At 57.1% G+C, this 24326-nt stretch carries 24 protein-coding genes, 1 pseudogene and 1 riboswitch; of the genes and pseudogenes, 6 read left to right on the top strand and 19 right to left on the bottom strand.

Annotation, left to right across the window (positions count from 1 at the left end):
* Window positions 1-177: 177 nt before the first annotated feature.
* The 12 genes from AC2FGC_RS09125 to AC2FGC_RS09070 form a co-directional block, all read right to left on the bottom strand.
* On the bottom strand, window positions 178-435 hold the full coding sequence (locus AC2FGC_RS09125) for a hypothetical protein (protein ID WP_108859619.1): 258 nt from the start codon (window positions 433-435) through the stop codon (window positions 178-180).
* A gap of 14 nt (window positions 436-449) precedes the next feature.
* Window positions 450-1151: a NapC/NirT family cytochrome c gene (locus AC2FGC_RS09120; protein WP_058272027.1), complete on the bottom strand. Its 702-nt coding sequence runs from the start codon at window positions 1149-1151 to the stop codon at window positions 450-452.
* A 29-nt stretch (window positions 1152-1180) separates the two neighbouring features.
* Window positions 1181-1618 carry a nitrate reductase cytochrome c-type subunit gene (locus AC2FGC_RS09115; protein ID WP_058272026.1) on the bottom strand — a complete coding sequence of 146 codons (438 nt, stop codon included), beginning with the start codon at window positions 1616-1618 and terminating at the stop codon, window positions 1181-1183.
* 12 nt (window positions 1619-1630) lie between these two features.
* Window positions 1631-2548: a quinol dehydrogenase ferredoxin subunit NapH gene (gene napH / locus AC2FGC_RS09110; RefSeq protein ID WP_496724788.1), complete on the bottom strand. Its 918-nt coding sequence runs from the start codon at window positions 2546-2548 to the stop codon at window positions 1631-1633.
* Complete coding sequence (napG, locus tag AC2FGC_RS09105) at window positions 2545-3363, bottom strand: ferredoxin-type protein NapG (RefSeq protein ID WP_496724786.1); 819 nt, start codon at window positions 3361-3363, stop codon at window positions 2545-2547. The genes napH and napG overlap by 4 nt, the downstream gene beginning before the upstream one ends.
* 27 nt (window positions 3364-3390) lie before the next feature.
* Window positions 3391-5883 (bottom strand): nitrate reductase catalytic subunit NapA, encoded by a 2493-nt coding sequence (napA, locus tag AC2FGC_RS09100; RefSeq protein ID WP_496724784.1) that lies wholly within the window; start codon window positions 5881-5883, stop codon window positions 3391-3393.
* A complete protein-coding gene (locus tag AC2FGC_RS09095) occupies window positions 5880-6173 on the bottom strand; it encodes a chaperone NapD (protein ID WP_496724782.1) in 294 nt (97 codons plus the stop codon). Before AC2FGC_RS09095 ends, napA begins: the two co-directional genes overlap by 4 nt.
* On the bottom strand, window positions 6170-6685 hold the full coding sequence (locus tag AC2FGC_RS09090; protein ID WP_496724780.1) for a ferredoxin-type protein NapF: 516 nt from the start codon (window positions 6683-6685) through the stop codon (window positions 6170-6172). The genes AC2FGC_RS09095 and AC2FGC_RS09090 overlap by 4 nt, the downstream gene beginning before the upstream one ends.
* A gap of 149 nt (window positions 6686-6834) precedes the next feature.
* Entirely contained in the window at window positions 6835-7848 is a 1014-nt protein-coding gene (locus AC2FGC_RS09085; RefSeq protein ID WP_496724778.1) for a FecCD family ABC transporter permease, read from the bottom strand.
* Window position 7849: 1 nt separating this feature from the next.
* On the bottom strand, window positions 7850-8800 hold the full coding sequence (locus tag AC2FGC_RS09080; protein WP_496724776.1) for an ABC transporter substrate-binding protein: 951 nt from the start codon (window positions 8798-8800) through the stop codon (window positions 7850-7852).
* Window positions 8801-8810: 10 nt separating this feature from the next.
* Complete coding sequence (locus tag AC2FGC_RS09075; RefSeq protein WP_496724774.1) at window positions 8811-9596, bottom strand: ABC transporter ATP-binding protein; 786 nt, start codon at window positions 9594-9596, stop codon at window positions 8811-8813.
* Window positions 9593-9949, bottom strand: coding sequence for a DUF1636 family protein (locus tag AC2FGC_RS09070; protein ID WP_496724772.1), 357 nt, complete (start codon window positions 9947-9949; stop codon window positions 9593-9595). The genes AC2FGC_RS09075 and AC2FGC_RS09070 overlap by 4 nt, the downstream gene beginning before the upstream one ends.
* A gap of 101 nt (window positions 9950-10050) precedes the next feature.
* Window positions 10051-10258, bottom strand: a riboswitch (cobalamin riboswitch).
* 193 nt (window positions 10259-10451) lie between these two features.
* Here AC2FGC_RS09070 and AC2FGC_RS09065 point away from each other — a divergent pair.
* Both AC2FGC_RS09065 and AC2FGC_RS09060 read left to right on the top strand, forming a co-directional pair.
* Window positions 10452-11846: a bifunctional enoyl-CoA hydratase/phosphate acetyltransferase gene (locus AC2FGC_RS09065; protein WP_496724770.1), complete on the top strand. Its 1395-nt coding sequence runs from the start codon at window positions 10452-10454 to the stop codon at window positions 11844-11846.
* The gene (locus tag AC2FGC_RS09060; protein ID WP_496724768.1) at window positions 11839-13008 is read left to right on the top strand and encodes an acetate/propionate family kinase; all 1170 of its coding nucleotides are present in this window, start codon (window positions 11839-11841) and stop codon (window positions 13006-13008) included. Before AC2FGC_RS09065 ends, AC2FGC_RS09060 begins: the two co-directional genes overlap by 8 nt.
* Window positions 13009-13014: 6 nt before the next feature.
* On the opposite strand, the gene AC2FGC_RS09055 is transcribed toward AC2FGC_RS09060, so the two are convergent.
* From AC2FGC_RS09055 to AC2FGC_RS09025, 7 genes and pseudogenes are all read right to left on the bottom strand, one after another.
* A complete protein-coding gene (locus tag AC2FGC_RS09055; RefSeq protein ID WP_496724766.1) occupies window positions 13015-13485 on the bottom strand; it encodes a phage holin family protein in 471 nt (156 codons plus the stop codon).
* Between the two features lie 11 nt (window positions 13486-13496).
* Entirely contained in the window at window positions 13497-13772 is a 276-nt protein-coding gene (locus tag AC2FGC_RS09050; protein ID WP_496782113.1) for a hypothetical protein, read from the bottom strand.
* A 170-nt stretch (window positions 13773-13942) separates the two neighbouring features.
* Entirely contained in the window at window positions 13943-14608 is a 666-nt protein-coding gene (locus AC2FGC_RS09045; RefSeq protein WP_496782111.1) for a D-lyxose/D-mannose family sugar isomerase, read from the bottom strand.
* 17 nt (window positions 14609-14625) lie between these two features.
* The gene (locus tag AC2FGC_RS09040) at window positions 14626-15552 is read right to left on the bottom strand and encodes a carbohydrate kinase family protein (protein ID WP_282169576.1); all 927 of its coding nucleotides are present in this window, start codon (window positions 15550-15552) and stop codon (window positions 14626-14628) included.
* Between the two features lie 37 nt (window positions 15553-15589).
* Window positions 15590-16570, bottom strand: a complete 981-nt coding sequence (locus AC2FGC_RS09035) for a glucokinase (RefSeq protein WP_496782195.1) — start codon at window positions 16568-16570, stop codon at window positions 15590-15592.
* Between the two features lie 42 nt (window positions 16571-16612).
* A pseudogene (locus AC2FGC_RS09030) lies at window positions 16613-17914 on the bottom strand (GH1 family beta-glucosidase); the annotation flags it as partial.
* A 3-nt stretch (window positions 17915-17917) separates the two neighbouring features.
* Window positions 17918-18949 carry a LacI family DNA-binding transcriptional regulator gene (locus AC2FGC_RS09025; RefSeq protein WP_496782109.1) on the bottom strand — a complete coding sequence of 344 codons (1032 nt, stop codon included), beginning with the start codon at window positions 18947-18949 and terminating at the stop codon, window positions 17918-17920.
* Between the two features lie 216 nt (window positions 18950-19165).
* Between AC2FGC_RS09025 and AC2FGC_RS09020 the strand changes: the two genes are divergently transcribed.
* From AC2FGC_RS09020 to AC2FGC_RS09005, 4 genes are all read left to right on the top strand, one after another.
* Window positions 19166-20434, top strand: coding sequence for an ABC transporter substrate-binding protein (locus AC2FGC_RS09020; protein WP_058276650.1), 1269 nt, complete (start codon window positions 19166-19168; stop codon window positions 20432-20434).
* Between the two features lie 66 nt (window positions 20435-20500).
* Complete coding sequence (locus AC2FGC_RS09015) at window positions 20501-21508, top strand: carbohydrate ABC transporter permease (protein WP_170418733.1); 1008 nt, start codon at window positions 20501-20503, stop codon at window positions 21506-21508.
* 4 nt (window positions 21509-21512) lie between these two features.
* Entirely contained in the window at window positions 21513-22661 is a 1149-nt protein-coding gene (locus AC2FGC_RS09010; protein ID WP_496782107.1) for a carbohydrate ABC transporter permease, read from the top strand.
* A 9-nt stretch (window positions 22662-22670) separates the two neighbouring features.
* Window positions 22671-24326 (top strand): alpha-glucosidase, encoded by a 1656-nt coding sequence (locus AC2FGC_RS09005; RefSeq protein WP_496782105.1) that lies wholly within the window; start codon window positions 22671-22673, stop codon window positions 24324-24326.

Below are 24326 nucleotides of genomic sequence, written 5' to 3'. Positions count from 1 at the left end.
TGGTTTGATTTTATTGACCATCACGCAAAGCCCATAGGCCCTAACAGGTTTATACTACTGAATTGATTTCGTTTGTCGCGTTTCCTGAACTTTTACGTTGAGGCATCGTTGGGCGTGTTTGCCGCAGTTTCACATGCGGCAAAGTAGATTTATTGGGAGCTTAGTTCGCCAATAATGTCAGACCGTTGCGCCCTTGATGCGTATGGCCGATCCCACGCTACCGGCGCAAAGGCCAATGCCAATAGCAATCAACAGCTCGAATGTATCGACCGCGGCAAATGAACCATGGGCGAAAACGAAGGTCGCCAACACCCCGACAATGCCCCCCATCAATGCACCCAGCCAAACGCGGCGAGTCATCATTCCAAGGGCCAGCCCAAGGATACCCGGCAGACTGATGACGTTGGCCCCGATTGTTCCCAGAATTTCCAGCATGTCGCGTCCCTTTTTCAGTCTGCCCGAGTACTCAGGAATGATTTGATGTCATCGCCGTCAGCTGCGGCCTGTTGTTGCAACGAACCCTGCGCTTTGCTGGCCAGGGTTTCGGTCACTTCCTGATACCGCTCCTGATAGCCGGGTGGCAGGCTATGGGCGATGCCCTGGTGGCAATCGATACAGGTCATGTTTTCATCAATGGCACGTTGGTGCTCAGAGGCAGCGCGCGTTTCCTGCAACGTGAAATCCATATAGTCGAAGTTGTGGCAATTCCGGCATTCGCGACTGTCGGAGGCCTTCATCTTCTTCCAGACGGCGGTCGCCATGCTCAGACGGTGCTCTTCGTATTTCTCGGGCGTACTGATCGTGCCTGCCAGCTCGTGATAGACGTCCTTGACCGCCATGATCTTGGCTTTGATCTTGTGGTTCCATTCATGCGGCACATGGCAATCAGAACAGATGGCCCGCACACCGGAGTGGTTGTTGTAGTGGATCGTCTCGCGATACTCGCCCAGATTGGTCTCCATCGTATGGCACGAGGTACAGAACTCCTCGGTATTCGTCAGCTCAAGCGTCCAGTGGAAGCCACCCCAGAACAGGATACCAGCTAAAAAGCCTGCAAGGATCAGAAAGCCCGAGCTAAAGGCAACCGCCGGGGTCCAGATCCAGTTCCAGATGCGGCCAATCCACCCACGTTTTTCAGGAGAGTCTGCCATGTTGGTGCCCCTTTCATTCTTGCGTTGGATTAATTGCCCGAGGACGGTTGAAAGACGTTGTCAACCAATGGCGGTGCGTCTGCTTGCGGCACGTGGCATTGGTTGCAGAAATAACGGGTGCCTGCGATGTGATCCAACTCGTTGCCGTCGCGATCCAGATAGTGAGTCATCGACAATGTCGGGGCGTTGCGTTCGCCGGCTTTGGTCCAGTCGTGGCAGGACAGGCACTGATTTGTGCGCGTGTCGATCTGATATTGCTCGACCGAGTGTGGGATCAGCGGCGGTTGTTGGCGATAGTTGCGCTGCATGCGCCCTTCGACGTTCTTGTGGATCTGTTCCAAGGGGATCAGTTCATCCACATCGGCACCCCGCAGGGTTTCTACCTGAGCTGATTGCGCAAGGGCGAATCCGCCCAAAAGCAAAACGGGGATAAGGGCTGTAAGGCCTGTTCGGGTTGGCTTGTTCATCTTGGCACTCCCTCAGATAGGTCTGGCTGCGCGCGGATCGGGCGCGGGAACTGGATCGGTAGGTGCGGCGATCTTGTCGTCGAACCGGTGAGTAAATTTGAAAACGTCGACAGCGCATACGTCGATGCAACGACCGCAGGTGGTGCAGTCAGGGGAAAGGATCAGTGGTGTGGAACCCGACTTACCCTTCAGCGCAGGAGATATGACCTGATTTTCTGGGCAAACGGCATAGCAATCCATGCAATCATCGCAGGCTGCGCGATTTGAGGCGCTGACCTTCAGCAAACCTTTGGCACCAATCAGGCCGTAAAATGCGCCAACCGGGCAGATGTGACCGCACCAGCCGTGGCGCGAAACGAACAGGTCGAACACGAAGATGGCAATGATCATGGCCCACACGAACCCCGCGCCGAAAATCAGCCCGCGATGCAGCATGGTGATCGGGTTGACCAACTCCCAGGCGATCACGCCTGTCATGCCCGAGACGATTAAAACAGTGGCCAGTATCCAAAGGCGGGTGCTGCGCTTGGGTTGCCAGCCTTTGGGCAGGTCCAAACGTCTGTGTAACCAGTTGGCTGCATCGGTGACTGGGTTGATCGGACAAACCCACGAACAATAGACGCGCCCACCAATCAGAGCGTAGGCGACCAGAACGATTACACCCCCGATTAGGGCCGTCCATTCCGGCCAATGCCCAGCGATCACGCTTTGCAGCAGGATAAGCGGGTCGGTCAGCGGCAGCACGCCCAGCGTCAAAGAACCCGCGAGCGTGCCTTGCACGATCCAGATGCCGAACCACGGCCCCAGAAGAAACACAGCCAGAAAGAGCAACTGGCTTGCGCGGCGCAGCAGCAGGTATTTGTGGGCGCGCACCCAACCTTTTTCTTCGATGGCCTCCATTCCGGCCGGCATATGTGTGCGTGCACTCATTGTCCGACCCCCGGCAAATCGTATGCTGGTGCGAACCCGCCCGGTGCGGCAAGGTTGTCGGTGCCCGGTCCGGGCAGTCGGTCCGGCAGATCGATGAGGCCTTCAACAAGGGGACCGCCTTTGGCCTCTTTCTCTTCCCAGCCTTTGCGGTAGTGATCGGCACTGCTGCCGCGGGCCAAGCGCGCAGGCAGGACCTTGATCGCGGCCTCGGGCAGAACACAGCTTTTCTCGCACATGCCGCAGCCTGTGCAGTGGTCCGCATGAACGGTTGGGATAAACAGTGCGTGGTGGCCTGAACGTTCGTTATGGGCCGTTTCCAGCGTGATTGCCTCATCAATCACGGGGCAGACGCGATAGCAGACATCGCAGCGCAGGCCGAGGAAGTTCAGGCAGTTCTCCTGATCGACAAGGACGGCAACGCCCATCTTGGCATCATCAATATTGTAGAGGGCTGGATCCAATGCACCGGTGGGGCAGGCGGCCACGCAAGGGATGTCGTCACACATTTCACAAGGCACATCCCGCGCTGTGAAATAGGGCGTCCCTGTAGCAACCGCATCCACGCCCAATTCCGCCAGTTTCAATGTGTCGTAAGGACAATCCCGCACGCAAAGCCCGCAGCGAATGCATGCAGACAGAAACGCCTCTTCCGGTAGCGCGCCGGGGGGGCGCAACGCTTCGGCCGGTAACGCCCGAGCATCGCGGGCAAGCCAGGCCAACAATGACCCGGCGACCACACAGCCGCCCGACGCACGCGCTGCATCCTGCAGGAAGCGACGCCTTTGCGGCGAAAGAGGTTTACCTTCAAAGGGCATGGGGACGGCCTTTGCCTCGCTTGTCCGTTACGCGCGCTCGACCTTACAGGCGCATTTCTTGTAGTCGGTCTCTTTCGACAGCGGGCAAGTTGCGTCCAGCGTCAGCTTGTTGGTCAGCTGATGCTCGTCGAACCATGGCATAAAGACCAATCCGCGTGGCACCTTATTGCGGCCGCGCGTTTCAACCCGGCTGGTCACCTCGCCCCTGCGGGTGGAGAGTACGATCTCTTGCCCACGGCGCAGACCGCGATCCTTGGCGTCTTCCGGGTGCATGTAGACAACGGCTGACGGAAACGCGCGATGCAGTTCGGGCACGCGGCGGGTCATCGAACCCGAATGCCAGTGTTCCAGCACACGACCGGTGGACAGCCACAGATCGAATTCCTCATCCGGTTCCTCGGCGGCAGGCTCATAAGGGGCAAAGATGATCTTGGCCTTGCCGTCCTCGTAGCCGTAGAACTTAACGTCTGCGCCTTCCGGCACATACGGATCATACCCTTCGCGGAAGCGATAGAGTGTTTCCTTGCCGTCGACGACAGGCCAGCGCATGCCACGGGCCTCGTGATACATCTCGAACGGAGCAAGGTCGTGCGCGTGGCCGCGTCCGAAATCGGCATATTCTTCAAACAGACCTTTCTGAACGTAGAAGCCGAAATGCTCCGCGTCGTCGTTGTGGAACCCTTCCGCCGTTTCCGACAGCGGGAACAGGTCGACCTTACCGTTGGCATAAAGCACGTCATACATGGTCTTGCCGCGATGCTCGGGCATCTTGGCCAGCAGCTCTTCGCCCCAGACCTCTTCGATGGTAAAACGTTTCGCGAATTCCATCAGCTGCCACAGGTCCGACTTGGCCTCACCCGGTGCCTGCACCTGCTGGCGCCAGAATTGCGTACGGCGTTCGGCGTTGCCATAGGCGCCTTCTTTCTCAACCCACATGGCCGTGGGAAGGATCAAGTCGGCCGAAACTGCGGTGACAGTTGGGTAAGGATCCGAGACTGTGATGAAGTTTTCCGGGTTACGGTAACCAGGATAGCCTTCTTCGTTGATGTTGGGCGCGGCTTGCATGTTGTTGTTGCACTGGACCCAATAGGCATTCAGTTCGCCGTCCTTCAGTTTGCGGTGCTGCAACACGGCGTGGAAGCCGGGCTTGGGCGGGATAGTGCCCTCGGGGATGTTCCATGCGGTTTCGCAGATTTCGCGGTGCTTATCACTCGTAACAACCATGTCCGCCGGCAGACGGTGGGCAAAGGTCCCCACCTCACGCGCCGTGCCACAGGCCGACGGTTGACCCGTCAGCGAGAAGGGAGAGTTGCCGGGTTCGGAAATCTTGCCCACCAGCAAGTGCACGTTATACATCAGCGAATTCACCCAGGACCCGCGGGTGTGTTGGTTGAAGCCCATGGTCCACAAGCTCATCACTTTACGGTTCGGGTCGGCATATTGCTGGGCCAGTTTCTCCAGCTTGTCTGCAGGGACGCCAGACAGTTCAGAGGTATATTCCAGCGTGTAGGGCGCGACGGCTTCGGCGTATTCTTCGAAGCTGATCGGATCCATCTTGCCCGAGTTCGGATTTTCGGCTTCTTGCTGCAGCGCGTTGGTGTCGCGCAGGCCATAGCCGATATCGGTGGCGGTTTTGGTGATGTTAACGTGTTTTTTGACGAAGTCTTCGTTTACCGCGCCATTTTGAATGATGTAGTTGGCGATGTAGTTCAGGATCGCCAAATCGGTTTGCGGTTCAAAAACAATGCCGTTGTCCGCCAGTTCGAACGAGCGGTGTTCGAAAGTGGACAGCACATGCACCTCACATCCCGGCTTGGTCAGGCGCGTGTCCGTCAGGCGCGACCACAGGATCGGGTGCATCTCAGCCATGTTCGAGCCCCACAGCACGAAGGTGTCCGCGTGCTCAAAGTCGTCATAACACCCCATCGGCTCATCAATGCCGAAGGTTCGCATAAAACCTACGACGGCCGAGGCCATGCAGTGCCGGGCGTTGGGGTCGATGTTGTTGGACCGGAACCCGGCTTTCATCAGTTTGGAGGCCGCATAGCCTTCCCAAACCGTCCATTGCCCGGAACCAAACATACCGACACTGGTCGGGCCTTTCTTGACCAGCGCTTCTTTCCATTTTGCGGCCATGACATCGAACGCTTCGTCCCAGCTGACCGGCTCGAACTCACCGTTTTTGTCGTATTCGCCGTTGGTCTTGCGCAGCAAAGGCGTGGTCAGTCGATCCTTGCCGTACATAATCTTGGATAGGAAATAGCCCTTGATACAGTTCAACCCTCGGTTCACGGGCGCGTCGGGGTCGCCTTGCGTCGCAACGACGCGACCTTCTTTGGTGCCAACCAGAACAGAGCAGCCTGTACCACAGAACCGACAGGCCGCCTTGTCCCAGCGGATGTCCGGCGCTCCGGCTTGGGCATTGGCTTGACCGGCTGCCAGCGGAATACCAGCGGCAGACGCCGTTGCTGCGGCCGCAGAGGCCTTGAGAAAAGTCCGACGGGATTCAGAATGTGTCATTGCGTGGGCCTCCGGCTGGGGGTTGGGCTTGGGGCATCGGGCTGCGGACGGGCGTCCGCAGGATCCTCGAAATGGTGATAAGTCAGTGTCAGTGAGATGACGCCCGGGATCTGGTGCAGATCCATGATGATCTCGGACGCAAGGCGTGATGGCGTGTCTTCGACAACGACAACAAATCGCCCATCGTCTGTTTCGGCGTGAATTTCGATACCCGGTGTGTCCCTCATCACCCGCGCTGCTGCGCTTGTGTGATCAGGTGCGACATGGGCAAGACAACCGCAGATGTTCATTGAGTAGTTTCCATTTGTGGTTGAGATTGGCGTTTAAGCGCAATGGCATCGGCGGGACATAAACTTGGGCAAATCCCGCACCCATTGCATGTATCAAGGTCAAGCACGGGCTCTGCGCGGCCAGCGGTCATCAGTTTGAAACGGATGGCGCCCTGATCGCAGTTGTCCTGGCAGATGCGGCAACTCACGCCGTTCATGGATAGGCAGGTGTCCGCTGTCAGCGCGGCGCGCCATGGCCAATCTGGCAGACGGTCAATCGATAACGCTTCGGTTGGACAAATCCGGGCGCAGTCACCGCAGAAGGTGCAGGGAGTGTCAGTTGGCTTGAACAGGGGGTATCCGTCTGTCCCGATGACGATCGCATCTTCGGGGCAAGTATCTGCGCAATCACCACATTTGCTGCATGTTTCAACAAAGCACAGCTCAACCGAGCCCGGAGGTCTGGCGATATTGCCGTCCTCTGGTCTAATTTTGGCGCTTAGAAACGCGCGTCGGCTGGTCAATTGTTGCATTGCATGCGACCTGGCTACACTCGATTCCTGTAATCGAGTGTATCGCATACCGTGATCTGTGGGGGTCTTTTTTGATTTAGGTCATTTTGCCCGATTATTATTAGTCATTTGGGAAACTTTAACTTTTGCACCTATGCGACCTTTGGCGATCAGCGCCGAGGTCGAGCGGTTCGGATCAACAGAAGAAAGACAAAAACCGATCCCAGCGATGTCGTGACAATACCAACAGGCAGCTCTTGCGGGGCAAGCAACAGACGACTCAGGATATCCGAACCTGTAAGCAACGCTGCCCCAACAATGGCGGCGGTAGGCACAAGCTGGCTGTGCAATGGCCCTGCGATACCGCGCGCGATGTGGGGAACCATCAAGCCGACAAAACCGATCACGCCCGCAACGGAGACAAACACAGCAGTCGCAAGAGCGGCCACGAAGAACATTCGGAACCGCAAGCCCTGAACGGGCACACCCAGGGTGGCGGCGGTCAAATCACCAGTCAGCAGCGCATCAAGCCAGCGGCTGCGGTACATCGCATAGGCGAGGATCAATACTAAACCGGCGCAGACAAGCGGGAATGTCTCCCACCGGGCAAGACCCAGACCCCCAAGCATCCAGAATATTACCGAATGGGCCGCACGGCTGTCGCCCGCGAAAATGAGATAATTGGTAATGGCTGAAAACAAAAACGAAACTGCAAGCCCTGCAAGGATCAGTTTTTCGGGCGCGCTTGTGCGCAGCCCATGAACTAAAGCCAGCACAATGCCTGATGCGACAAGCCCTCCGAAAAACGCGGCCAGTGGCAGGGTCCAAAAGCCCAGCACATCTCCGGTTACTGTAATGACAAAGACAGCTCCCGCCGCAGCGCCAGAGGACAGTCCGAACAGAAACGGGTCCGCCAGATCGTTGCGTGTGGTGGTTTGCAGGACAACGCCAACGACGCCCAATCCGGCACCGATCACCGCGGCAAACAGCGCGCGTGGTAAGCGCAGGTCAAACACGATGCGGTGGAGCGGAGACATCTCTCCGTCCATCAATCCTGTGCCCAACAAGACACCGGCTAGCGCGTCAGAGGCCGGAATGGATGTGGTTCCGTAGATAGTCGAGGTCAGCAAAAGGGCGGCCAATACAGCCGCCCCCAGCAAGAGTGTAAGGCCAAGACGGCCCATATCAGTTCAGGCCCGGGTGCATGGCTTTGGCCATTTTCGAAATTGCTTCGATATTTGCCGGTCCGGGTGTCAGTTCTTCGTAGCGCAGACCAATCCAGCGTTCGTTCCTGACCGCATCCGTCTGAGACATCACGGGATGGTCCTGCAGGAACTTGAAGGTATCTGCGGCGCCATTTCCAGTTTGATAATCAAGTAAAACCAGGAATTCCGGGTTCGAAGCGGCAACAGCCTCCCACGAGGAACGACCCCAGCTGGTGTCCATATCATGGGTGACGTTCTCGCCGCCAGCGGCAGCAATCATCGCGTCGGGAATGGCAAACTTACCAGCCGTAAACGGGGCATCGGCGGGGCCGTCCAGCAGGAAAACGCGGGGTTTCGGCAGGTCGGCTGTCTGTGTTTCAATTTCGGACAGTTCCTCTTTCCAGCCGGAAACAAGCTTTTCTGCCTTGTCCTCAACGCGCATGACTTTGCCCAAGCGAAGAACGTCGGTGAACAGCAGGTCCATGCTGGCTTCGGGGCGATCCTTATCCAGATGTACGCAGCTTTCGGTCAGGATCATCGTTTTGATGCCAAACGGCGCAAGAGTGTCGGGGGTCACGTCACCGCCCGGCTTCATGCCATAGTACCAGCCCGCAAAGAAAAGGTCGGGTTCGACAGCGACCAGATTTTCTACTGTTGGATACTTGGGCGCAAGTTCCGGGATGTCGCCGCGCAGGGTTTCAAACTCGGGGCTGGTTTTGTACCAGCCGGTGATGCCCGTCAGGCCCACGATCTTGTCCTGCAAACCCAGTGCAAAAGCCATGTCGGTCATGTTCATGTCGTGCACGACCAGCCGCTCGGGTTGAGTTTCAAACACCATCGGCTCGCCGCAATTGTCGACGGTGATCTCGCGCGCTGTTGCGGCACTTGCAATGCCGCTGATCAGTGCAGCGCACCAGAGAGTTTTGTTCATGTTACTTTCCCTAGTTTGAGGTAGTGGTTCTTCGGATATCCAGTGCCGGGATCATGCGGCCTTCATGCTGAAAGCTAAGAAAATCGACACCGAACGTTTCACGGACCCTTTCGGGTGTCAGCACTTCGTGCACTGGGCCGAAACCGGTCAGGCGTGTGGATTTCATCAACGCGACATGGGTCGCGAATTCCGGGATCATGACCAGATCATGGACGATCATGACCACCGTAATGCCCAGCTGAGCCACCAGCGACAGCATGCGTCCCTTGGCGTCCGGGTCCAGATGGTTCGTCGGCTCATCCAAAAACAGCAGCGACGGGTTCTGCGCTAACGCCCTTGCGATATGAGCGCGCTGGCGTTCCCCCCCGGATAATACGGCCATCCGCTTGTCAGCGAGGGCAACCAGTCCGGTAAGCTTCAGGATGCGGTCCAATTCCAAGGCGTGCTCAGCCGCAGATCGATCGGCGCGGATCGGGATTTGCCCAAGGGCCACGTAGTCGCGCAGAAACAAACGCCCGTCCGGCGATTCCTGTTGACTGACCACGGCGATCATTCGGGCGCGGTCCATCGCCGAAAGCTGCCGAAGGCTGCGCCCCTTTACCAAAACGTCCCCCAGCACAATCTCTTCACCGCCGCACAAAAGATTCAGCAGCGTTGTCTTACCCGCACCGTTTGGGCCGGCAATTGCCAGAGTGGCCCCTTCACTCAGTTCGAAATTGATGTTTTGCAGCAGTACGTCGCCGTTCAGGGCGTAATACTCCAGCCCGCGCGCCTCAAGGAAAGCTCCGCAGGTCATGCGCTTGTCTCCAGCTTCAGCCGGGGCAGGCGCGCCAGGGTCTTTTCAAGAAGGGCAGGCGGGCGCTGCGTTGCGTTGGTCCACCCATCCGCGCTGCGATGGTATTGATGTGCAAATTCGGCCAAAGCATCCACGTCCTCAGTCGATTGGATGTCACCGAAAAGGTACTGCGCTTTGTCGAATGCCTGAAACCCGACGGTTGTGGGATGACCGCAACCGGCCATGCAGGAAACGCTTTGGATGTCAAAACTGGATGGAAGCTTGCTTGCAAGCGCAGCGCGCAATGAATCCGCCCGGTCAGAACCCTCGCAGGTCTCGCAAATCAGAAGGAAATGATCAGGACTGATCGACATAGCCCACTCCGCCTGTTGCCAAGCGCGGGCAGAAGGTGCCAATCATGTCATCACGTCTTAGACGTGTCATAAAGCCTCCTTCCAGGACGCCCCGCCCCGGGTTGGTTGAACATCGGATGGTAGGTCTCCTGACTTGCGGGTCGTGGCTTGGCCATCCTTCCCGACCCATTTGGGGTCAGTGGGTACTTGGCGTCGCTCACCGCTTACAGTTGCGGGGGCAGTCACGGACTTGGCGCTTGTTGGCAACCTCACCGTATTCCCTTTTCATCCCTTGGCGAACCATAGGGAACCATCGTGGGTGATGCTTGCCCGAGTTCCGATTTTGGGTCAAGCGATAATACTCAGCGCCCCACGCACAGAGGTCATTTGTCATTTGCCAACGATCTGACTACGCTGCGTCGCAGAAATGTAGGGACAAAGGTGGATATGTTCTGGTTCCGGAAGGGCCGCACATCCAATGTTTAAAACGACGAACACGCATTCGTAAACAAAGCCGGTTGAGATGAAAATTCAAGAAAACAGAACCTATTCTCAACTGAAGGTAGGCGACAAGGCGCAGGTCACCCGATTGTGCACCGTGGACGACTTGTACGCGTTTGCCTCGGCTTCGGGTGACCACAACCCGCTGAATCTGGCGGCCTATGACGGAGATGGAGATGGACACCCCGAGGCTGTCGCGCCCGCCTTGTGGCCCGCGGGTCTGGTGGCTGCAGTCATTGGAAACATCTTACCGGGGGCCGGTACGCAAACACGTCGGGCGGACCTGAGTTTTCATGCTCCGGTTATGGCGGGCGAAGAACTGACCGCCTTTGTGGCTGTTACCGAAAAGCGTGAAGACGGCGACCTGACCTGTTCCGCCGAGGTGCGCCGGGTCGGGGATAACGCATTGATCCTGAGCGGTACCGTACAGGTCACACCACCGTCGCGGCATTTGACCTTCGACTCGGTTGAGATGCCGGGACTGATCGTTCAACGTCACCGGCACTTCGACGCTTTGTTGGAAAAGGCACGTCCTCTGGACCCGATGCCCACAGCGATCGTTGCGCCAGAGGAGCCAAATTCGCTGGGCGGGGCGTTGCTGGCGTTGGAAAACAGCATCATTACGCCGATTTTGGTGGGCGACCCGGACAAAATCACCGCCGCTGCCGCCCAGCTTGGAGCGGATTTGGCCGGAATTGAAATTATCCAAGCCAAAGGCCACGATGTGGCTGCTCGTCGCGCCGTCGATCTGGTCGTCGAAGGCAAGGCCCGGATGCTGATGAAAGGTCACTTGCACACAGATGTCCTTTTACGCGCCGTTCTTCGCCGCGAAAACGGCCTGAGGACCGGGCGACGCTTGTCGCATGTGTTCGTTATGGACGTGCCGGGCATGTCCCGGCCCATCATGGTTACCGATGCGGCGGTGAATATCGCACCGGATCTCGAAACCAAGGCCGATATCGTTCAAAACGCCATCCATCTTGCGCATTCTATTGGCATCGAGATGCCCAAGGTTGGCGTCTTGTCGGCGGTTGAGACCATCAACCCGCATTTACCGTCGTCTGTCGATGCGGCGCTGTTGTCGAAAATGGCCGAGCGTGGACAGATCACCGGCGGGCTGGTCGATGGCCCCTTGGCCATGGACAATGCGGTTGATCTGAACGCCGCGCGGACAAAAGGCATCACCTCACCGGTCGCGGGGGTCGCAGACATTCTGGTTGTTCCGAATATCGAAGCCGGCAACATGGTAGCCAAACAGCTGACATATATCTCGCATGCCGAGGCTGCCGGCGTCGTGATAGGTGCTGCGGCACCGATTATCCTGACATCTCGGGCAGATGATGATGCTTCGCGGCTGGCGTCTTGTGCTGTCGCGGCGCTGCATGCAATTGCGAATGAAGGCAAAATCCATGGCTGAACATGTTTTGGCACTGAATGCCGGGTCGTCCTCGTTGAAATTCGCGCTTTACGAACTGGTCGAGGACCGACGTCCCAGTATGCGCTGGCGCGGTCAGATCGAGCGGTTGGGGGATGCACCACGCTTGTTGGCCCAATCAGCAGGGGGGCGGTCTGTCGACCGTCAGTTGTCTGGAGCCAAAACACATGACGAGGCCATCAATGCGTTTCTTGAACTTACCCGCGAATACCTGCCGGACATTCACGTCCGGGCCGTGGGCCACCGCGTCGTTCACGGCGGACCAGTCTATTCGGAACCTGTCGTGGTGGACGAGCACGTCTTTGATACGCTAAGCGGTTTCATTCCCTTCGCGCCTTTGCACCAACCCTACAGCCTTGCGGGTATCAAGGCGGCCGCGGCAGCCTTTCCGGGTACCACCCAGATTGCGTGCTTCGATACCGCGTTTCACCGGACGCATCCTTGGGTGAATGATACTTTCGCCCTTCCGCAACGTTTTTACGAGAAGGGTGTGCGCAGATACGGGTTTCACGGGCTGAGCTACGACTATGTCTCGCAAAAGCTTAAAGAAATTGCGCCGGGCTTGTACGACGGCCGCGTCGTCATTGCGCACCTGGGAAATGGCGCGTCGATGTGTGCGGTGTCGGGCGGTCGGGCCGTGGCCTCAACCATGGGGTTTTCGGCGCTCGACGGTCTGCCCATGGGCACCCGCAGCGGGCAATTGGACCCGGGGGTCGTGCTTTACATGATGCAGCAAGAAGGGATGGAGGCAGACGAAATCGCCGAGCTTCTTTATCGAAAGTCTGGCTTGCTTGGTCTGTCCGGCATGTCCTCAGACATGCGCACCCTGTTGGCTGCTGACACTCCGGATGCGCGCAAAGCGATTGAGTATTACGTCTTCCGCATCCGTCGGGAACTGGGTGCCTTGTCTGCTGCGCTGGAAGGCATCGACGCTTTGGTCTTTACCGGAGGTATCGGTGAAAATGCCGCCCGTATCCGACAGATGGTCTGCGAAGGGATGCGCTGGATCGGGATTGATATGGACCCGAACCGAAATGCAGACAACGCCACGGTTCTGTCCACTGATTTCAGCCGGGTGCGTATTCTGGCCATTCCCACAAACGAAGAGATGGTGATCGCGCGTGCAGCGGCCAGAATGGCATAATCGCTACTAATTCGTTTTGTTTTTTCCACGCCGCGCGTATCTGAGTAGGACGCCAAGAACCGTGCTGATAATGTCAGGCGACAGCATCCCGATCGGATCGCGTTTGAGACCGACAATCATGTTGCGCGCTTCGGTGACATTGTCCCGGACTTCATCCTCAATGTCGTGCAGCGCCATATCCCGCAACTCGACGGCCGCTGAGGTATCAGTTTCGGCCGTCATGGAATTTGCGACCAATGCGAGGATTACGGCCAGAACAAAGTTCACCCCGGCCACTATGATTGCCGCCAGAGACTTTGACATGGTCTCGGACAGCCAAAAGAACCCGGCGACGTTTAGCATGATAACCGCCAGCCCAACGGCCAACCCGGCAGCGGCATAAAAACCCGTGCGCTTTGCCGCGACGGCCAGTTGCCGTTGTGCAATCAACCGTTCAGCGCGCAGGATGATCGAAATGTTACGTGAAATACGGCTCATAATTCAGACTCCTACCGGGAACGGCCCAGAAGATAGCCAAGCGTGAAAATCCCAAGGGCGAATAGGATCGGCCTTTTATGTGGAAACTCCTCAAGCTCAGTCATGACCTCTTCTAATTGCGTTGACCACTCATCCAAACTTTCGACAATTCCGTCCGTCATCGATTTGTGTGGATCAGCTTGTTTACCGCTGTTCGAATCTGCGACGCCTTCTCGTGCGCTGGACTGTTCGGCCAGCTGACGCCGCAACTCTGCGACTTCGGCTTCTAGCTGTGCTTTGGTTACCATCACTTGGGTCCTTCGATGGTCGCGCAAAAATCAGGCTCGCGACTTTTTCCTTTGTCGAGGGCCATGTTAATTCGATTTTTTGAATTCGGGAAAGGGTGTTATCCCGATGCTACGATCAGCACCCGGCCCGGATGGCGCGTGATCAAGCCGGCGCACGCGCTATCCGTTTATCAATAGTCCGATACCAGCAAAAAATCGGGCTTTGCATTTTCTTCAATCGTTGCAAAGCGCGGAATGGGATCCTCGAACACATTATCGGTCCGGTCATCGTTGACAGTTGACACCTCGCCAATCAGGCAGTCGCCCTGTTCCGCCCAAAATGCATGCCAGATACCCGGCATCAGGGTTACGCTCTGACCGGGTTTCAGCCGCAGCAACTCACCAGGTTGGATGGTGACAGGGCAGTTGTCACTGGGAACAACCACCGGGTTATCCCGATCTATACCGCCGTCCGGGTCCGAGGCATAAATCTCCATGACCAGATCACCGCCGCCCCGGTTGATGATGTCTTCGGCCTTGATGATGTGGCGATGCATTGGCGACAGTTGTTTGTCCCGAGAAACCAAGAGCTTTTCTGCGTAAAGCATCCCGCGACCTTTTTTCAGATCCTGCACATCGCCATTGCGCAGGGTAAATAGGAACAGGCCAAGCTCATCAAACCGGCCTTGGCCGTAATCGGTGATGTCCCACCCAAGCCCGCGGTCACGGATGCCTTGTGCCTGTGCGCTGCGCATTTGTTCCGGCGACCAGTTCGCAAAGGGGGGCAAGACGGCCCCGAACGAGCGAATGAAGGCCTCGGCTTCGGTTTTGATGTCGTTGATATCTGATCTTTTCATCTCGGTCCCTTAGGGGGTCAAAGTTCATGCGCCCAGGGCGGGTTTGCGCCGGCGCGGGAAACGGTGATGGCGGCGACGTCTGCACCTTTGGCCAACGCCGCGCGCAAGACGTCTGGGCCTAACGTCCGGAGATTGGCCTTGGTCAATCGACCTGCACGGTCCAACTCAGCCAGAACGCCAGCGTTGAACGTGTCACCAGCACCCACCGTATCGACCACCTCGACCGCTTTGACAGGCACCGAAGTTTCGGACCCGTCCGCCAGATATCCCGACGCCCCATCACTGCCGCGTGTTACGATAACCACGGAAGGTCCTGCTTGCAGGAGTAGTGGGACTTTCTCGGCCAGTGTTTCAGGCCCTGGAACGATCCAGTCCAGATCTTCGTCCGAGACTTTCACGATATCAGATTGAGCGATCATACGGTTCAATCGCGTACGATACCGTAATTGATCCTTAATAAACCCGGGTCGGATGTTTGGGTCCAGCATGACCGCCCTATCTGATCCGTGACGTTCCAGCAGGGCCGCGTAGGCGTCCGCGCACGGCTCACATGCCAGGCTGATCCCACCAAAATACAAAGCGGATACAGCAGGCAGCTGTTTTGGCATGTCCTCAGGCATCAACATGCGCCCAGCCGAGTTTTCGTCGACAAAGCTGTAGGTGGCATGGCCGTCCACTAGCTGCACAAAGGCCAGTGTCGTGGGGCGATCCGATTGGATCACATGGCTTGCCTCCACATGGCTGGCTTGCAGCGCGTCTGCCAGTTGCTGTCCGAACATATCTGTCGATAAGCCTGTCAACAGACCCGCCGGCGCGCCCAGCCGACCCAAAGCAATGGCTGTGTTGAAGACAGCACCACCGGAATGGGGCACGAAACCGCGCGAACCAGAGACGGTCGGCTCGGCGATCATGTCGATCAGGGCTTCACCGCAGCACAAAATCATGCCGTGGTCCTTTCTGTAACAGGTTCAGGCGGCCAGTTTACCGCGCGAGCGCACTTTTACAGAAATTGTTAGCGCCAACAATGCCAAATTCATCCTGCTCGGACACATACAGGTTCATTGAACGCCGCAAGTCACTGAACCGCCCACCGGCGTTAAAGGCATCCCGGAACGCATCCTTGAACAGCCACCGGTTTTTCTCGGCGACGCCACCCACAAGGAAAACACCTCCTGTCGGCATGTAGGCGACAGCCAGATCGCCCATAATAGCCCCAAGGTGGGTTTTGAACATATGCGCAGTTTTGACCGCAATCGGGTCGGATTCCGCCAGCGCGTCCTGCAGTATATCCTTGGCGCTGCGCCTTGGAGCATCGGTCTGTCCAGCGGCCATGCTGGCGGCTTGGTACAGAATGGGAAGGCCGGTTCCGCTGAGGAACATTTCCGCTTCGAGCACTAGGCTGTCATCAAAGAAGCATTCGGGCGCGATATGGCGTGCCGCTTTGAAGACTTCGACCTCATCCTCGTGGCGTGGGGATAGCCCGATATGGCCTCCTTCACCCGACGCGGTATGGTATCGCCCTTGGGAATACAGCAATGCGCCGACGCCAAGGCCAGTGCCGGGGCCCACAACCAGCCGCGTTCCGGCCGGTGGTGTCTCAGCCCCTTGCAGGACCTCGACATGGTCACCGGTGATTTCGGCGACCGACCAGGCAGCAGCGGTGAAGTCGTTGATAACAAAGGTATGCTGCGCGCCGGTTGCCTTGCTGATGTCGCGTTCGGACAAATCAAGATGCGCATTTGTCAGGCGGATTATCCCGTCTTTGACCGGACCTGCTCCGGCCGCGACGACGGCGCGTGGATCGGTGCCAATCTCGTCGCGCAGGCTGTGAAACGCATCCAGAAGCTCTGGCAACGACCCGGTTGGGTGTTTCCGAAGGTCAGTCAGCTCTCCGTTCGAGATGACACCCAGTCGTGTGTTTGTGCCGCCAATATCCGCAACAAGATTCCAATGCTCATGCATGGTTCCGGCAGGTTGAGCCATTGGCAGGGAAACAGACCCACCGGATAACGCGGATTTTAACGCCTTGTAAGAGGCTTTGGGCGTCCGTTCGAGCGTATCGAAATCGACATCGACCAACCCGAACCGTTTTTCATAACCAAAAGACCATTCGTAGTTGTCCAGCAGCGACCAGACGAAATAGCCTTTGACCGGAACGCCTTCGTTCAGCGCTTTTTGAACAGCGCCAAAGTGCTGGTTGAGGTAGTCAATGCGATCGTCATCTTGCTTTCGTTCCGGGCTCGCCATGCCGTTTTCGGTGACAAAAATCGGCAAGTCGCCGGTATAATCGCGCACCGTACGGGTCAGAAAGCGCGTCAGGGCATCGGGTTCAATCTCCCACCCCATCTGTGTTTTGGGAAGCGGGCCGGGTACTTCTTCCAGGCTTGGCCATGCGGTATCGGCAGGCGCGATCAGTTTGCGGGTATAGTAGTTCAGACCGCACCAATCGACGGGTGCACCAATGGTGTCAAAGTCGTCTTGCCAGCCGGATGGAAGATGAGGTTCCAACCCGTCTAGAACGTTTTGCGGATAGGCTTTTTTGAACACACCACCTAGGAAAAACCGGTTGTATATCCCGTCATAAAGGTCCGCAGCCTTACCCGAATCAGGGCTGTCATCAGCGGGCTCGGCCCATTCCAGATTGAACACAGCGCCAAGGTTGGACATGCCGAGGCCACGCATCGCCTCAATGGCGCGGCCATGAGCCAGCAGAACATGGTGCATCGCGCGAGCCGTGGCGCGGATGTCGCGCATTCCAGGCGCGTGATGTCCTTCAAAATGGCTCAGCCAGCTGACACACCACGGCTCATTGATTGGCGCTACACTGTACATGCGGTCGCCGATGCGGCCCATGATGACCTCGGCAAAGTCGGCAAACCAGCTTGCGATATCCCGGTTACGCCAGCCGCCCAGATCAGCAAGCGGAGAAGGCAATTCCCAATGATAAAGGGTCGCACAGGGCCGAATGCCGCGTTCCAACAAGGCGTCGGCAAGTCGGTCGTAATAATCTAGACCTGCCTGATTTACCGGGCCACGCCCTTCAGGCAAAACGCGCGCCCAGCTTGTCGAGAACCGGTAGCAATCAAAACCCGCGTCCCGCACCAGATCGAAATCCTGTGGAAAACGGTTCAGGTGGTCACAGGCCAGATCTCCATTCTCGTTTCGCACCACGTTTCCGGGTGAAGCGGCAAAGCTATCCCAATGGGTTTTCCCCGCGCCACCCTGTGCGTGGCCTTCTATTTGATAAGCCGAGGTTGCGACACCAAAGAGAAAATCTTTGGGGAAGTCCGAGCGTGTATATTTCATTTTTCAGAACCTGTTTGGGGCGGGGCCGGTTGAGCCGCCAACTACCAGTTCGGCCTCCAGCAATCTAGTTTTCACCGGGTCTTCCGGAGATTTGATGCGTTCGATCAGCATTTCAGCCGCCATTTCTCCGGCCCTACGTACAGACGATCTTGTAGCGGTGAAAATCGGTACGTCCTGACCGTTCTTGAGGTAAGATAAGTCGTCGTCATGGGCGATAACCGAGACATCCTTGCCCATCTTCAACCCCGCTTCGTTGAGCGCGCGACGCACTCCGATAGCGGAAATCATAGAGGCTGTCAGGATGGCCGTAGGAGGGTCATCCAGACGAAGCATGTCGCGGGTTTCATGGTGGCCATAAACCTCGGTCATCTCGGCGCTGCGCATCAATTCCGGGTCGGGGGACAGGCCTGACTCATGCAGGGCTTCAAGATATCCGTCGCGGCGACGTTGAGCGAAATCCATATCCTCAAGCCCGTTGATCAGGGCAATGCGGCGATGCCCCAGATCAATCAGAAACCGGGTGGCGCGCAGGAACGAACTTTTGTTGTTCACGTCGATCCAGTCATAGGGCACGTCCACCCCGGTCGATCTGCCATGAACGATAAAGGGCACGCCCATTCTGGTCAGGACCTCGATCCGGTGTTCGTTGACTTTGGGGCCTTGCAAAACAATACCATCGACCGCGCCACGCTGGAAAAGACTGCGATAGGCTTCCTCGATCGAGGTGTCATCTGCATTTGTGAACATCATGTCATATCCATGATCCGAATACTTGCGTGCAGCACCGGCGACAAAATCACCAAAAATCGGGTTTACCATTTCATGCTGGGATGAGGAGGGAATCACGTGCCCAATCACCATCGAGCGGCCTGTTGCCAATCCCTTGGCCCGGCTGTTCGGCCGGTAGCCATGCTTGGCAGCGGCGGCTTGGACGCGCAGGCGCGTGTCCTCGTTCACCTCGGGGTAGCCATTCAGCGCGCGGCTGACAGTGGTTTGAGATAAACCAAGGATTTCTGAGAGCTGCTTTAGATTCATCTTCGCCTCAAAGCGCCTTCAAATTTGATCATTTGCAGATTTGCAGGCGCTTCCCGCCCGACTGTCACATCTTGCTGACACTGCCCTGAATATTTATAATATGGGCATCAGTAAACAGATTATTGACAAAATTTGAATGTTAGCGGATAAAGTGCGTCATCCAAAGCGCTTTGAAAAAGAGTCTCAAAAGCGCGAGCAAAGTTGGGAGGAAACTTCATGAAACACTCGCTTTATGCGGGCGCGGCCACGTTCGCCCTGATGGCGGGCGCAGCGTATGCCGACAAGGTCACCGTGTTCGGCCCGTGGCTGGGGCCTGATCAGGAAAATGTCGAAAAGGTTTTGGACGGCTTTGCCGCAGCGACCGGGCATGAGTACAGCTATGTCGGCTCGGACAGCTTTGAGCAGCAGATCAGAATTGATGCCGAAGCCGGATCGGCGCCCAACGTAGCAGTGTTTCCCCAACCCGGTCTGGCATCAGATATGGCCAAGGCGGGATTCCTGACGCCCCTGAGTGAAGGAACTGCGGATTGGATTCGCGACAACTATGCGGCCGGCCAGTCGTGGGTGGATCTGGGAACCTATCAGGGCCCGGACGGGCAGGACCATCTGTATGGGTTTTTCTACAAGGTCGACGTGAAATCGCTGGTTTGGTTTGTGCCGGAGAACTTCGAAGACGCCGGCTATGAAATCCCGACCACAATGGAAGAACTGAAGGCGCTGACCGATCAGATCGTTGCAGATGGTGAAACGCCATGGTGCATCGGGCTGGGGTCCGGCGGAGCGACCGGTTGGCCAGCGACTGACTGGGTTGAAGACATGATGCTGCGCACGTTGCCGCCCGAAGATTATGACGCCTGGGTCGCCAACGAATTGAAATTTAACGATCCTAAGGTTGTCGCCGCGATTGAAGAATTCGGAGCGTTTGCGCGCAACGATGATTACGTGGCCGGCGGAGCCGGTGCGGTCGCGACAACTGACTTCCGCGACAGCCCGAAGGGTATGTTCAGCTCGCCTCCGCAGTGTTACATGCACCGTCAGGCCTCGTTCATTCCCGCCTTCTTCCCCGAAGGTACGGTTGTGGGCGAGGATGCTGACTTCTTCTACTTCCCGGCCTATGAAGGCAAAGACCTCGGCAGCCCGGTCCTTGGGGCCGGCACAGTTTGGGCCATTACCAATGACAGCCCGGGCGCGCATGCGCTGATGAAATACCTGGAAACGCCCGAGGCGCATGAAGCCTGGATGGCTCTGACCGGGTTCCTGACGCCGCACAAAGGCGTCGATACCTCGGTCTTCTCAGACCCAACGCTGAAGAAGATGAACGACATTCTTCTGGGGGCCACCACCTTCCGGTTTGACGGTTCCGACCTGATGCCGGGCGGCGTGGGTGCAGGCACCTTCTGGACTGGAATGGTCGACTATACGGGCGGAACACCTGCCCAGGACGTCGCCGACGAAATCCAGTCCTCATGGGACGCGCTGGACTAAAGCGTCTGAGATTGGGCAACCCGCTCTGTCGGGTTGCCCGAACCCATCGTCGCAAGGGAGAGCGGCATGCACCCGGCATTTCAAGGCCTGCTGACCATCGCCATCGGCGTGTCAGGTTGCGTGGGCTATTTCTATCTATCCAATCAGTTTCTGGACAGAGTTCTTTTCCCGCCTCGGGGGCCGAATGCTGGCCGCAATATCAACCGCGCGAACATGATCCGGCCTTGGTTGTTTCTGTTCCCAGCGCTGGCTGCTTTGGGCTTGTATCTGGCCTATCCGGTTGTCGAAACCCTGCGCCTGTCACTGACTGATCGTGTCCCGGGCGGCGGCTACAAATGGGTCGGGCTGGACAACTATATCCAGATGGCCAAGGAGCCCAAGTTTTGGGAAGCGATGCGCAACAACATGTTCTGGCTGATCATTGTGCCAGCAATGTCGACGGCCTTTGGCCTGTTGGTGGCACAGCTGACTGACCGCATTCGTTGGGGCAATCTCGCCAAGTCGCTGATCTTTATGCCAATGGCGATCTCGTTCGTGGGGGCATCGGTTATCTGGAAGCTGGTCTATGACACTCGTCCGGCTGAACAAGATCAGATTGGCATGCTCAATGCGCTCTATATTTTCTTTGGCGGAACCGAGCCGCAGACGTGGCTGACGATACCGTTCTGGAACAGCTTTTTGCTGATGGTTGTCCTCATCTGGATCCAAACCGGTTTTGCCATGGTTATCCTATCGGCCGCTCTGCGCGGAATCCCCGAGGAAACGATTGAGGCCGCAATTCTTGATGGGGCCAATCCGTTTCAGATATTCTTTCGGATCAAGGTGCCGCAGATCAAAACCACTATCCTTGTCGTCTGGACCACGATTACGATCACCGTCCTCAAGGTCTTTGACATCGTTTTTGCAATGACCAATGGCCAGTGGGAAACGCAGGTCTTGGCCAACTACATGTATGACAAGCTGTTCCGCGCCAACGACTGGGGCGTCGGGTCGGCTTCGGCCATGGTGATCATGCTCTTAGTGGCTCCGATCCTTGTCTGGAATGTGCGCAATGCGCGGAAAGAGATGGAGTAGGGTCATGAGCGAAATCGCAGGAACCAAACCCGCCCTTCGCTGGGTCGTCCATGCCTCGGTCCTCTTTCTGGTGGTGCTGTGGGTCGTGCCAACTCTGGGCCTTTTGATCTCGTCTTTTCGGACAGCGGATCAAATCGCAACCAGCGGTTGGTGGCGGTCGCTATTCCCGTCCGAACAAAACCTGACCCTGCGCAGCGCGGCCCCGGAAACCCAGGTTCTGGAAAACGGGATCTACGTGATCGAAGGCAATCTGTTTGATGAAGGAACTAAAGCGACAATCTCAAAATGGGGGATCAGCTCTCGCGCGATTGATGCCTTTGCCCCCGGCGAAACAGCTGAGCTGCGAAAGGGCGGCACAATCACCGTAGATGCCGCAGGGAATTACCGCATGGAGAACCCGGGCGAGTTCACCGGCAGCCGCGGATCGCGTGTTTTTGTAACTGCAGAATTGCCGCCTGAGTTTACCTTAGACAATTATCACAAGGTTCTTCTGGCAGAAGACAGCACCGACAGTATGGGACGCGCATTTTTCAACACGTTGACCGTGACGATACCGGCAACGATCATTCCGATTCTCGTGGCGGCTTTTGCAGCCTACGCGCTGGCCTGGATGGATTTCCCCGGGCGCGCGTTGCTTATTGCGGCTGTCGTTGGCCTGCTTGTTGTCCCGCTGCAACTGGCCCTGATCCCGTTGCTGAAATTCCACCTGAATATCGGGATTGGCAAAGGATATCTGGGGGTTTGGATGGCGCATACCGGGTTCGGGTTGCCGCTGGCGATCTATCTTCTGCGTAACTACATGGCCGGCCTGCCCCGCGACCTGATCGAAAACGCGCGGGTCGATGGCGCGACCGAGTTTCAGATTTTTACCAAATTGATCTTGCCGCTCAGCTTTCCAGCGCTGGCGTCTTTTGCGATCTTCCAGTTTCTCTGGACGTGGAATGACTTGCTGGTCGCTAAGGTGTTCCTGATCGACGCATCCGGACAGACCACCGTCATGACCAACCGCATCGTCGAGCTTTTAGGCACGCGCGGTGGGAATTGGGAAATCCTTGCCACAGCGGCCTTTGTTTCGATCATTGTCCCGCTGATTGTTTTCTTCGCAATGCAAAAATATCTGGTCCGCGGTCTGTTGGCCGGGTCCGTCAAGTAGAGGCGTCTGATGAACGTGCAGAACACCGTAGAACTACATAAAGCAACCAAAGCGTCCGCCGATTGGTGGCGGGGCGGAGTGATATACCAGATCTATCCGCGCAGCTTTCAAGACAGCAACGGCGATGGAATTGGAGATCTCAGGGGTATCACCCAAAGGCTTGGTTACATCGCTTCGCTTGGCGTCGATGCCATCTGGATCTCGCCATTTTTCAAATCGCCGATGAAGGATTTTGGATACGATGTCAGCGACTATCGTGATGTTGATCCGATGTTTGGCACCATGGAGGACTTTGAGTATCTCTTGGATCAGGCGCATTCAGTTGGGCTGAAGGTGATGATCGACCTCGTGCTGTCGCACACGTCTGATCAGCACCTTTGGTTCAAGGAGAGCCGATCCAATCGCGGAAATGCTAAGTCCGACTGGTATGTTTGGGCTGATCCCAAGCCCGACGGCACGCCGCCAAACAACTGGCTGTCGATTTTTGGTGGGTCCGCATGGCAGTGGGATTCCCGACGCCTACAATATTATCTGCACAACTTCCTGACGTCGCAGCCGGATCTGAACTTCCATTGCCCGGACGTGCAGGATGCATTGCTGGATGTTGCACGGTTCTGGCTGGACTTGGGCGTGGATGGTTTCCGTCTGGACACGATCAACTTCTACTTCCATGACAAACAACTGCGCGACAATCCTAGCCTGCCGATGGATCAGCGCAATGCCTCGATCGCGCCGATGGTGAACCCCTATAACCATCAGGATCACCTTCATTCCAAAAGCCAGCCGGAAAACATCGCCTTCCTCGAGCGGTTGCGTGCACTAACGGACGAATACGAAGGCCGTGCTTGTTTGGGCGAGGTTGGCGACGCTCAGCGCGGTCTTGAGATCATGGGTGAGTATACCAGTGGCGATAAGCGCATGCATATGTGTTATGCTTTTGAGTTTCTCGAAAAACGCGCTTTGAGCGCCGCGTACGCCAAGCAGGTGTTTGATCAGTTGGAAGAAAAGGCTGGCGATGCATGGCCTTGCTGGGCTTTCTCGAACCACGATGTTCAGCGCCACGCGTCGCGGTGGGGGCTGGACGACGCAGCCATCCGTCAACATGCAGTGCTGATGATGTGCCTGCGTGGGTCAGCATGCTTGTACCAAGGCGAAGAACTTGGCCTGCCCGAGGCGGATGTTCCATTTGAACATCTGCAGGACCCTTACGGCATAGAATTCTGGCCGGAGTTCAAGGGCCGTGATGGCTGCCGCACTCCGATGGTTTGGGCTGCGCAGGACGAACAGTCTGGGTTCAGTACTGGAGCCCCCTGGTTGCCCGTCAGCCAAACGCAGGCCGAGCGTGCGGTTGACCGGTTAGAGCAAGAGCCAAATTCGACGTTGCACCATTATCGCCGTGCCATCGCGTTGCGCCACGCGCATTCCGCATTGATGTCTGGCCAGCAGCGCGAGATGGCGCAGTCTGGACCGATCCTGACCTTCTTGCGAGAGGACAATGCCCAACAGATATTCTGCGCATTCAATTTGGGATCTGACAGCGCGGAAATCACACTGCCCGACGGTAACTGGCAGGCAATCGGGCAAGAGTTGGGCGGCGTCGGAGGGGCGGGGACCATCACCCTCGGTGCGGCCCAATTCTGTTTGATGGCTCGGGTGCAGGGGTAA

The sequence above is a fragment of the Ruegeria sp. CDSC054 genome, assembly GCF_059610645.1.
The sequence above is the reverse complement of the archived record's forward strand: the minus strand, read 5'-3'. Positions and strand labels throughout refer to the sequence as shown.